The organism is Aliifodinibius sp. S!AR15-10, assembly GCF_031569985.1.
Classification (GTDB): Bacteria; Bacteroidota; Rhodothermia; order Balneolales; family Balneolaceae; genus JAMQKA01.
The window spans coordinates 24,750-36,216 of the sequence record NZ_JAMQKA010000060.1 but is presented as its reverse complement, the minus strand read 5'-3'; the positions used below and the strand labels follow the sequence as shown (position 1 = coordinate 36,216).

Here is an 11,467-nt window from a genome sequence, read left to right as displayed (position 1 = left end):
AACGAAAAGTCGGTCGCCTGATCTTCAACGGCTTCCCGACTGGGGTAGCAGTCAATCACGCCATGGTGCACGGGGGACCATTCCCGGCAACCACTGACAGCCGGAGTACTTCTGTGGGTACAACCGCTATTGAGCGGTTTGCACGCCCGGTCTGCTTCCAGGGATTCCCGGAGGGGCAACTGCCGGATGAGCTCAAAGCAGACAACCCGCTGGGTATCTGGCGACTCGTCAACGGGGAGCGTACGAAATAGTAGTAAATGAGAAATTATTTTAGTTAAAGCAGTCTACATATGAAGGGAAAGCACAGTGAAAAGAATATTTACAAATAAATAAATATTGATATGATGGAAAAGAAAGATAATGGTAGTCGGGGCAATATTTTCTACAAGATATTGCAGTATTTAAGTGCAATAAGTTTCGTTTCAATTTTTGTATTACTAGGGCTTGGTTATAATTCTGATGTAATAGGGGCAGCTGTCGTCACGATGTTTGTTTCATTAGCTATTGGAGTACGGGGTACTGATACCATTTTAAGAGACTTTGCCTTTTCTATTTGGGTATTTGCTTCGGTTGCTGCAGCAATGTTTTATCCAGCTCCATTTACAGAACTTGGTGGTTTTGAGTTGAGCGTTCTCATTGTACCTCTTATACAAATAATTATGTTTGGGATGGGAACTTCTCTGAGTATCAAGGATTTTGTTGGAGTAGTAAAAATGCCCAAAGGGGTTCTTGTGGGTCTTATATGCCAGTTTACCATTATGCCTATTCTTGGAATCACGCTGGCATTAAGCTTCGGTTTTTCTGCAGAAATTGCTGCGGGAGTGGTATTAATAGGGTCTTCCCCCAGTGGTGTGGCTTCAAATGTGATGACGTATATTGCAGAGGCTAATCTCGCATTATCTGTTACTTTAACTGCCATTGGAACACTGTTGGCACCACTTGTTACTCCACTTTTAATGCAACTGCTGGCCGGACAATTCGTGCCGATCGATTTCCTGGAAATGATGTGGAGCATCATCAATATGATTATTGTCCCTGTTGTGCTTGGTGTACTGTTCAATCGTTATCTGCATGGAAAGGCCAAGTGGCTGGACGATATTATGCCGGTTATTTCAATGGCGGGCATTGTTATAATTCTGGGAATTATGACGGCTGGGGGACGCGATTCTATATTAACGCTCGGATTTTTAATTATCATAGCTGGAATAATCCATAACTTGTCCGGTTACTTTTTCGGCTACTGGGGATGTCGCCTGTTTGGATTGGATGAAAAATCTTGTCGGACCATCGCCTTTGAGGTGGGTATGCAAAACGCTGGCATGGCCTCGGGTATAGCAGTTGAAATGGGTAAAATTGCTACTATCGGTGTTCCTTCGGTTATCTTTGGTTCATGGATGAATGTCTCGGGTTCAACTCTTGCAAACTGGTGGCGTCGAAAGTCGTTGGTAGAGGAAGGTTCAAAGAAAGATCAAGATACCGAGGTGGTGGAGGAGAGCTCGTAGATGATGATAGTGACTCTAAACCGTGATTTCTCAAGACTTGTATAAGTGCGGTGATTAGCTTTTCTGCAACTAAAGGGATGGTTGTTTTAGAACATGATATAAAACATAAGAATTTGGAAGATTGACACAATTCTTATGTTCGGCAGTAGTAACGCTTGATTAATCTAATGTGTTGGATCTTTAATAATTGAGGGATGGGTATGTTATGGATAGACGTAGGTTCTTAAGAAGATTGGCTCTGGCAGTGCCTGCTTTGAGCATACCATATTTTGACGCCTTGGCACGGTCGGAGGCTAACAGGGTTAAAATAACAGATGTGAAATGTATGCTCACTAATCTGGGCGCCAGGGTGAGTCCCCTGGTAAAAATTGAGACAGATGCCGGTATTTCCGGTATTGGAGAATGTCACCATGATTCTCAGGGACACGGAGCAAAGGATATTATTTTGAACGTGTTCAAGCCCATTTTGGAAGGTGAGGATCCTTTTGACCTTGAGCAACTCGTTTTCAGAATGAGTACAAATACCTCTTTTTATGGAGGTAATCATGGAATAGCTACGCATGCGGTGACAGGCGTTGAAATGGCTCTTTGGGACATTATAGGAAAAGCTACGGGGCAACCGGTACGGAAAATTCTTGGCGGAGGTTCTCATGTAGATGAAGTGAGAGCTTACCTTTCTTCCCGTCCTGAAGATATGCTTAATGAAGATTCTTGCGCAGAATATGCTGAAATGGTCGAAAACGGAGGGTATACGGCCGTCAAGGTAGATATGTTGAGAGATCAGCATTGGCTGCGTTCACTTGAAAACCGGCAACTGTCCAATGCGGAGGTTGATATGAATGCAAGGGGATATCAAAACCTGCGTGATGCTCTTGGATCTGATATTGATATTGCTGTTCACTGCCATTGGGAACTCAATTTTGATAGTGCTCTTCGGCTCGCCAGGGCAGTACAGGATGTAAGGCCATGGTGGATGGAAGACCCCATGCCAATAGCTTACAATGAACAGTGGACAAGGCTTACCGAACAGTCTCCAATACCTATTCTATGTGGAGAAAATTTATATCGTCGCGAAGATTTCAGGCCATTTATTGTGAATGCAGGTGTACATAAAATTGAGATCGATGTTTCTATGGCCGGTGGATTGTTGGAAGCAAAAAAGATAGCTGATCTGGCAGAAACCTACTATATACCTGTTGCCACACACAATGTTGCGGGACCAATAGCGACTGTCGCCTCTGCCAACTGGGCAGCCTCCGTTCGCGAGTTTTTAGCTCATGAAATATTTCCTTTTGGTGAAAACTGGTCTATGAATGGAGATCCGCAAATACTTGGCTATGACAAGGAGTTGATTAAAGACGGATATATCCAGCTGAGTGACCGTCCCGGCTTTGGTTTTGATTTGAATGAAGATCTGCTCAAGGAATATTTGCTCGAAGGGGAAGAGTGGTGGGGCTAAGTTTTCAGTAATAGCCTGTTTTGAACGTCATTAATCGGGAGGTATTCCTTCAATAGTTTGAAATAAAAATACCACAGTTATGAAAAATAAAAAGAGTCAAGATGGTCGTCGGGATTTTATCAAAAAGATGAGCTTGGGGGGACTGAGCCTGGCGGGGTTGACGCTGGCGCCAATTGAAGATCAGCTGTCACAAGCAACCCAAAATATAAATCGCAATTCCAGCCCGTCAGACCTGGAAATAACTGATATGCGGATTGCCCATGTGGATGATGCCGCCCCAATCATCCGCATTTACACAAACCAGGGAGTTATGGGGCATGGGGATGTGCGGGACGGCGCCGATCCTCGTTACGCCCTAATGCTGAAAAGTCGGATCTTGGGAGAAAATCCCTGCAACGTGGAGCGGTTATTTAAAATTATCAAACAGTTCGCCTTTCATGGACGTCAGGGCGGTGGGGTGTCCGGGGTAGAGATGGCCCTGTGGGACCTGGCCGGCAAAGCTTATGGCGTCCCTGTCTACCAGATGCTGGGCGGAAAATATCGGGATAAAATACGTGTGTACGCCGATACGCCAACGGTGGCCGATCCCGAAAAGTTTGCAGAACGGATGCAAGGACGTATCGACCAAGGCTACACCGCATTGAAGATGGATGTGGGTATCGGCCTAATTGCTGATATTCCCGGGACACTGGTTAATGCGGAATTTTGGGAGAATCAACCCGGGGGAATGCGGGGATGGTACCCGGAACACGGCAGTTATGGACAGACGGAGCACCCCTTTACGAGAGTACAAATAACCGAGAAGGGCATTGAAGAACTGGTCAAATATGTGGCTGTCATGCGCGAGAAGATCGGTTATGAAATACCATTGGGCACCGATCACTGGGGACATTTTGGAGTGAATGAGGCGATCAAAATAGCTCGCGCCGTAGAGCCCTACACCTTGGCTTATGTCGAAGACCTGATTCCATGGCAATACACGAACCAGTGGCGGGAGATTACGGAGTCCACCACAACACCCACGCTGACGGGGGAGGATATCTATGGCCTGGAAGGATTCAAGCCTTTAATTGACAGCCAAGCCGTGAACATTGTACATCCCGATCCGAACTCAGCGGGCGGTATCCTGGAGACCAAACGAATTGGGGATTATGCCGAGCAGAACGGTATTGCAATGATGATGCACCATGCGGCTTCACCAGTATCGTTTCTGGGCAGTGTGCACAGTGCGGCAGCTACGCAAAATTTTATGTGGCTGGAGCATCACTCGGTCGACGATCCCTGGTGGGAGGATCTCGTCACCGGAATCGACAAGCCGATTGTTGAGGATGGCTACATCACCGTGCCGAATAACCCGGGCATTGGAGTAGAATTGAATGAAGAAGTGGTGAAAGAGCACCTGGAAGATAGAGCCGAGTTTTTTGCTCCCACTCCTGAATGGGACGAAATGCGTTCCTGGGACCGGCTGTGGAGCTAAAATAAGAGCATGATACCTGGACAGGTCAGCCCTAAGGGTTGGCCAATTTTCCCTAAGTGTCCATATTGTAGAAACATCCAGCCTGTGAAAGGGCTGGGTGTTCTTTTAAACCAGTAATACCAAAGGATAGTCAAGTTATTGGGATCAAAGTAAAAAGCTTTAACTATGTTTTGGTCACTTCACCCGGGGTGATTTATAAATTTACCCCGGGTGAAATAAAAAAATCACCCCGGGTGATTATGTTCACGAAAGGGCATTCGTTTTAAAAACGTAAGGATAGTTTAGAAATTGAAACTGCATGAGTTTTGAGTAAAGTAGGAATGACGAGAACCAAGTGGGATATCGCGTTAATAAGCAATAATTAAAAAGACAAATAACAGTACTATGGAAAATCAAAAAAACAAGGATGGTCGACGGGATTTTATCAAGAAGATGGGGCTTGGTGGACTTAGCCTGGCCGGGATGACCCTGGCCCCGATAGAGGACCAGTTGGCCTATGCAACACAGAATATAAACCGAAATTCCAATCCTTCTGACCTGGAGATAACAGACCTGCGAATAGCAGAGATCAGCGACGTGGTGTTTCGCACGCCCATCATTCGCATCTATACCAACCAGGGAATTGTGGGACACGGTGACGTACGTGATGGAGCAAGCAAAAAATACGCATTGATGTTGAAAAGTCGCCTGTTGGGAGAGAATCCATGCAACGTGGAGCGGCTCTTCAAAATAATCAAGCAGTTTGGGCACCACGGCAGGCAGGGCGGTGGGGTATCCGGGGTGGAGATGGCACTGTGGGACCTGGCCGGCAAGGCATACGGCGTGCCGGTTTACCAGCTGCTGGGCGGCAAGTATCGCGATCGCGTTCGGGTCTACTGTGATACCACTGTTTCTGAGGATCCACAGGAGTATGCCAACAGGATGCAGGCTCGCATCGACAAGGGCTATACGGCACTGAAGATGGATATCGGGATCAACCTGCTGGAGGGTATTCCGGGCACCGTCGTCAATGCACCGGATGGGGATCTGCGACCCTGGCAATATGAGCACACTGGCTATAATCGGACGGAGCATCCCTTTACACGGGTTCAGATTACTGAAAAGGGGATCGACAGGCTGATGGAATACCTGGATGTAATGCGCTCGCAGATCGGGTATGAAATTCCAATGGGCACCGATCACTGGGGACACTTTGGTGTCAACGAGGCGATAAAGCTTGCGCGCGCTGCAGAGCCGTATTGCCTGGCCTATATGGAAGACCTGATCCCTTGGTTCTACACAGATCAGTGGCGGGAGATTACTACATCCACAACCACGCCTACACAGACAGGTGAAGACATTTACATGCTGGAAGGCGGCTTCAAAGAGCTCATCGACAAGCAGGCGGTCCGAATTGTGCACCCCGACCCGAATACGGCGGGTGGCATACTAGAGACCAAACGTATTGGTGATTATGCCGCTCAAAATGGCGTGGCGTTTATGCATCATCACGCGGCCTCACCGGTCTCATTCATGGGATGTGTGCACAGTGCGGCTGCCACGGAGCACTTTATGTGGCTGGAGCATCACGCTGTCGACAACCCTGAGTGGGAGGACTTGGTGACCAAGGTTGAAAAACCGATTGTGCAGGATGGATATGTAAAAGTGCCGGAGACACCGGGATTAGGCGTAGAACTCAATGAAGATGTGGTAGAAAAATATCTCATTGAGGGAGAAGAGCTGTTTGCGCCGACACCCGAGTGGGATGAGATGCGATCCTGGGACCGGTTGTGGAGTTAAACTCGCATTTCTCACTGTTTCTTGGATGGGTTAAGGGTGAAGAACACCTCCCGCCCAAATTCCGAAAATCCACGGAATTTAGGCACCCTCCTCAAGGAGGGAATTGAACCGTGCCGATTGTCCACGTGTAAGGCTCTTATATCAAACCCACGTTAAATGGGTAATTCTGTAACACAAGTCAGTGGTTTATTCATTGTATATTCCATTGTACTCGCTGCCCATGTAGGCTCCCCATTTTATTTCTGAGGTGATCACGATATCTGTGCTTAATCGGGTCATTCTGAAGCCATTCATGGAAGTGGTATTGCGAGTTTCAGTCATGCTGCAAAAAACGATATCGAGCTTCCCGTTTCCATCCAGGTCTCCCACCCAGGGTGTTGAGGAGAGGTTTACGCCGGGCTGATAGTCGGAAAGTTGATAAATGTTGTCTTTATGGAAATCGAAGACAACAAGCATGTTGTGCATTATCTTGAAAATTCTCTTTTCGACGATTACAAAATTAACGCTGAGCAGGGCATCATCAAAGCCGTCACTATTGAAGTCGGCAACAGCAGGGCTGCTTGTCTGCAGGATTCCGACCGAATCCTGGAATGTAATCTCCCCGGTCTTCCCATTGACCATCACTTGTTTGGAGCCCAACAGGTCGGGCCAGGCGCCCAACCCGTACGTCGAGAAAAAATCCGGCGTGCTGTCACTATCAAAGTGTCCCACCGCAATAGAGCTGTACGCCTCTGCATTTTCGATGGTGGTTTGCCAGAGCATCTTGTTGTTTCTGCCATTGACCGCCAACATCCTTCCGTCAACAGCATTAGCTACGATATCATAATACCCGTCACCAGTTATGTCGGCAAGCACGGGAGGCGCTATAAATCCTTTGCTTTCGCTTGAAGCAAGGATCGCAGCCCCTGAGATGTCCTGATTTTTCAGGGCACTCAGGGTGGTACTGTACAGGTGTCCGCCGATGGTTTCACCGCCCGTACCAAATATAATCGTTAGCTCCTCTTCTTCCTGGTGCATTCGGGCAACCAGGGGCGACATGTAGGTTTCTTTGCCATCGGGCATCATCGCGCTGTACAGTAGGGTCCCAAGCTGTCCATCGATAATCATTAGTTTGCCCGCTGGCCGATCAAGATCATCGGGAGCAGCCGTCACATCTCCCCCGTTGGATACCAAAATGTCATCTTTGCCATCACTATTTTGGTCTGGAATAAACTGAGGGTTGTAGAAATTGAAGAAGCCCCGGGTGTTGAGTTCGAGGCTGTCGGCATCCGGGAAAAATTCCCAGAGAATGTGACCGTTCCTCCCGTCGATCGCTTTCAGAACGGCAGATCGTCCACCAATTACCACATCCGGAACGTCGTCTTTATTTATTCTTTTCAGCACAGCAGAACCAAATATTTGATCTCTGGCGGATACATTCCAAAGCATTTCTCCGGTTGCTCCTGAAACAGCAATAACGGCACTGTCAGTTTGTTGAAATTCCAGTCGCCCGGCCCCCACAATAAGATCCTTTACTCCATCAAGATCCAGATCAGCTGCCCTGGGAGAGGAGAAAATCCCCACTGTGGAAAACTCGGAGGTCCACTCGTCATTTATCTGGGCCAGGGAAGGATGAGGGGATGCAGCACCAATCCATAACAAAAAGATAAGCGAAAGGAGTTTTGGATCATTGAGAAAAGCGCATGCTCTCATAGTCGTAAGTTGAAATCGCTGATAGCGAAATTATCCCGCTGGAATTTCATCCATCTGCACGCCCACCAGACGGCTGATACCAGTTTCTGGCATAGTGACCCCGTACATCATCTCCGCCTTGCTCATGGTCTTCTTGTTGTGGGTGATGATGATGAACTGGGTATCATTGCTGAATCGCTTAATCATCGCTGCAAAGCGTTCGATATTGGCATCATCGAGGGGAGCGTCGACCTCATCAAGCACACAGAAGGGAGAGGGCTTCACAAGGTAGATTGCGAACAACAGGGCGATAGCGGTCAACGTTTTTTCACCACCGGAAAGCTGGTTTATGCTGGAAGGACGCTTGCCGCGCGGATTTGCCTTGATCTCAATTTTGGCCTCCAGCGGATCCTCCACATCTTCTTCTATAACGAGATCGCAAAAGTCATCCTCATTGAACAGCGTGTGGAATACATCCTGGAAGTTGGACCGTATCTGCTCGAACGTCTCGTTGAACTGTTCAGTGGCTTTTTTATTGATCTCGCTGATCGTCTCCCGGAGCTCTTCTTCCGCTTTTTGGAGATCACTGATCTGTTCTTCATAAAACTCAAGTCGTTCCTTCTCCTCTTCGAACTCCTCAATCGCCAGGGGATTTACTTCCCCGATTTTATTTAACTTCTGCTTCAGCCAGGCAATGCGCTCTTTGGCCTCGTCCGGCTCCTTGTCCTCCGGGAGCTCCTCCCCAATCTGGTCCATCAGGATACCGTAGGTTTCCCAGATATGATCTGTGACGTTTTCGGCCTGCATTTCAAACTTTTCATGCGCTTTGTCGAGGTGGTGAACCAGCTCCATATTGACCTCTTTCTGGTGGCGCAGTTCTTTCAAGTCCTTCTCAATTTCATTGATGCGTCCTCGCTGTTTGGCATTGGCTTCTTGAGCTTTCTCCAGGTTCTCGTCCGCTTCTTCTTTCTGTTCACGTGCCTCACCGAGTTTCTGTTCCAGCGTTTCAATTTTCTTCTTGTATTCTTTAATGCGTGACTTCGCTTCTTCCTTGCGTTCAGAACGTTGAGTAAGCCGCTGTTTGAGGCTTTTTATACCCTCCTCGGCGCGCTTGATTTCCCGCTCGTGGTTCTCCACCTTGTTTTTCATATCCTGATGCGTCAGCTGGGCATCATTGTAGCGGCTTTGTGCGATAGAGCGTTCTTCTTCCAGCTGTTCGAGTGATTCCCGTTTTTCTTTTTGCTTCAGCTCAATTTCAGCCAGCTGTTCTTTCAGTTCCTTCTGGCGTGGTTCAATCCCCTGCAGTTCTTCCTGTGCGGAATCCTCGCTGTCTATTTTATTTTGGCGACGGTTTTTGAGCTCACCGATATTCTTTTCATAAATCTGGATCTTTGAGGTAGCACTGTTGATCTTTTGCTCCACCTGACGGAGCCTGTTTTCCCCGTATTTTAGCTCCTGCTCCAGCTCCTGAACGTTGATCGATTCATACTTTCGGGTGACCTCCTCCAGTTCATTCTGCGAGGCCTCCATCTTGGTCTGTGTCTTTTGGGCCTTCTCCTGCAGTTTCTCAATTTTGTCCTTGAGTCCCACCCGCATGCCGGCATTTTTACTCTTGCTGCCGCTCTGGAAAAACTGGTGGGAGGTGATCACTTCGCCATCCAGGGTTACGCCAATATTTCGGGTGCCGGCAAGTGAATCATAAGCCTCTTCGATTGAGTCAAAAACCAGGACATTACCGAGCAAAAGTTTGTTGAGAGCGTCAAACTGTTGCTCGGTCTCAACCTGGTGGTAAAGGGCCCCGTTCATCACTTCATGATCATTAGCCAGCTGATTTAGCGGTATGAAGGTGGCACGTCCTTTGTCTTGTTCTTTGAGGATGGCAGCGGCCTTGCGTGCAGCCTGAAGTGAATTAACAACCACAAAATTTAGGGCATTGCCCAGCACACTTTCCAGGGCCACGGAATGTTGTTCATCGGTAGCCAATACATTAGAAACCACATCCAACAGATCAAACTGATCCTGGTGTTGCTCCAAAAGATACAGCACGCTGGAGGGGAACGCCTCGTTGGAGTTGGCGATATCCTGCAAAAGATCGATCTCCGAGTGGATGGAGTCCAGCTTGCTCTGGTAGCTTCGGATTTCATCCTTAAGTTCATCACGTTTTTCACTCAGATCCTGCCGCTGCTGCCGGGCCTGGGAGATCATATTCTCTATCTCGTCGCGCTCCTCGCGCGCATCTTCCACCTTTTTCTGAAGCCCGCTGCGCTCCTGCTTTAGATTTCGGATCTGCTCTTCTAAATCAAATATCTCGTTGGAAATTCGCTGCAGATCCTCTTCTGTGTTTTCAAGACGCGATTCAATTCGGATCCGCTTGTTCTGCAGCTCACTGAGCTCGCGGTTGGTCTTGCTCTGCTGCTGTTCAAGCTTGTTCAGTTCATTGCGTTCGGAAGTGAAGGATTGCTGAATCTCCGAATACTTCTCTTTGGAGCCGGAAAGATTCTTCTCGGCTCGCCGTAATTCATCGTAGAAAGATTCAAGTTTGTTGTTGGTGCTCTCAAAAATTTCACGGAGCTCTTCCAGGTCTGTCTCGGCCTGCTCAATATCTTTTGAATACTGCTTTATGACCCCTTTTTCATTGCTGATCTTCTCCTGGGTGATCTGCAGTTCTGTCTCGGCATCCCGAATTGTACTCTGCAATTGTGAGACACGGCGTTGTGCCTCTGCCTGTTCGCGTTCTTTTTCTGTAAGCAGGTTGCGGGCAGTCTCCTCGGCCTCTTCCAGCTCTTCAAGGTTAGCCTGGATCTCCTTTTTCTCCTTGTCGGCATTCTTGATACGCCCTTGCAACGGTTCCAGTTCATCCTGGATGTTCTGGTACTGGTGCTTGCTGAGCGCCTTGTCGAGATGCTCCAGCTCTTTGCGATACTTCTTGGCCTTTCGGGCTTTGTCAGCCTGCCGCTCCAGCGATCGTGTATTCTTGCGAACTTCAACAAGGATATCCTCTACGCGCTGCAAATCTTTTTGGGTGCTTTCCAGCTTCCGGAACGTCTTTTTTCGTTTCTCTTTATAGCCGGTCACGCCAGCGGCTTCCTCAAAAAGATGGCGGCGATCACTCTTGTCATTCAGGATCTCCTCAACCATCTTGAGCTCAATAACCGAATAGGCATCTGAGCCCATGCCGGTGTCCATAAAAAGCTCGTTGATATCCTTTAGCCGGCAGGTGGTGCCGTTGATTAGATATTCACTTTCCCCGGAGCGATAGAGACGGCGCGTAATAGTAACTTCGCTGTACTCCGTAGGCAGCAAACCTTTGTTGTTGATAAATGTGAGGGAGACTTCCGCCATGCCAAGGGCATTTTTCTGTGCGGTGCCATTGAAAATGACGTTGGCCATGGTTGAAGAGCGAAGCAGGGTGGGGCGCTGTTCTCCCAGTACCCAGCGCATGGAATCCACGATGTTGGACTTTCCACAGCCGTTGGGGCCGACAATAGCTGTTATACCACTGTCAAACTTTACCTTGGTCTTGTAGGCAAAACTTTTAAAACCCTGTAATTCAAGTTCGGATATATACATGTGCTAGAA

The 11,467-nt window shown here is 48.1% G+C and carries 6 protein-coding genes and 1 pseudogene; 5 read left to right on the top strand and 2 right to left on the bottom strand.

The window, feature by feature from the left end; translation table 11 throughout:
- From NC796_RS23665 to NC796_RS23645, 5 genes and pseudogenes are all read left to right on the top strand, one after another.
- Positions 1-251, top strand: a pseudogene (locus NC796_RS23665) (aldehyde dehydrogenase (NADP(+))); the annotation flags it as partial.
- Between the two features lie 90 nt (positions 252-341).
- Positions 342-1,502, top strand: a complete 1,161-nt coding sequence (locus NC796_RS23660) for a bile acid:sodium symporter family protein (RefSeq protein WP_310688288.1) — start codon at positions 342-344, stop codon at positions 1,500-1,502.
- A 325-nt stretch (positions 1,503-1,827) separates the two neighbouring features.
- Positions 1,828-2,961: a mandelate racemase/muconate lactonizing enzyme family protein gene (locus NC796_RS23655; RefSeq protein WP_310688287.1), complete on the top strand. Its 1,134-nt coding sequence runs from the start codon at positions 1,828-1,830 to the stop codon at positions 2,959-2,961.
- Positions 2,962-3,040: 79 nt separating this feature from the next.
- Complete coding sequence (locus NC796_RS23650; RefSeq protein ID WP_310688286.1) at positions 3,041-4,438, top strand: mandelate racemase/muconate lactonizing enzyme family protein; 1,398 nt, start codon at positions 3,041-3,043, stop codon at positions 4,436-4,438.
- Positions 4,439-4,822: 384 nt separating this feature from the next.
- A complete protein-coding gene (locus NC796_RS23645) occupies positions 4,823-6,217 on the top strand; it encodes a mandelate racemase/muconate lactonizing enzyme family protein (protein WP_310688285.1) in 1,395 nt (464 codons plus the stop codon).
- Between the two features lie 186 nt (positions 6,218-6,403).
- Here the strand turns inward: NC796_RS23645 and NC796_RS23640 are convergent, their stop codons facing one another.
- Positions 6,404-7,909 carry a hypothetical protein gene (locus NC796_RS23640; RefSeq protein ID WP_310688284.1) on the bottom strand — a complete coding sequence of 502 codons (1,506 nt, stop codon included), beginning with the start codon at positions 7,907-7,909 and terminating at the stop codon, positions 6,404-6,406.
- Between the two features lie 30 nt (positions 7,910-7,939).
- Positions 7,940-11,458, bottom strand: coding sequence for a chromosome segregation protein SMC (smc, locus tag NC796_RS23635; protein WP_310688283.1), 3,519 nt, complete (start codon positions 11,456-11,458; stop codon positions 7,940-7,942).
- Positions 11,459-11,467 lie beyond the last annotated feature (9 nt).

What these genes read in the sequence shown, in the direction of transcription:
- NC796_RS23640 (WP_310688284.1), bottom strand. Translation starts at nt 7,909, where the DNA reads ATGAGAGCATGCGCTTTTCTCAATGATCCAAAACTCCTTTCGCTTATC.
- NC796_RS23655 (WP_310688287.1), top strand. Translation starts at nt 1,828, where the DNA reads ATGCTCACTAATCTGGGCGCCAGGGTGAGTCCCCTGGTAAAAATTGAG.
- NC796_RS23660 (WP_310688288.1), top strand. Translation starts at nt 342, where the DNA reads ATGATGGAAAAGAAAGATAATGGTAGTCGGGGCAATATTTTCTACAAG.
- NC796_RS23645 (WP_310688285.1), top strand. Translation starts at nt 4,823, where the DNA reads ATGGAAAATCAAAAAAACAAGGATGGTCGACGGGATTTTATCAAGAAG.
- NC796_RS23650 (WP_310688286.1), top strand. Translation starts at nt 3,041, where the DNA reads ATGAAAAATAAAAAGAGTCAAGATGGTCGTCGGGATTTTATCAAAAAG.
- smc (WP_310688283.1), bottom strand. Translation starts at nt 11,458, where the DNA reads ATGTATATATCCGAACTTGAATTACAGGGTTTTAAAAGTTTTGCCTAC.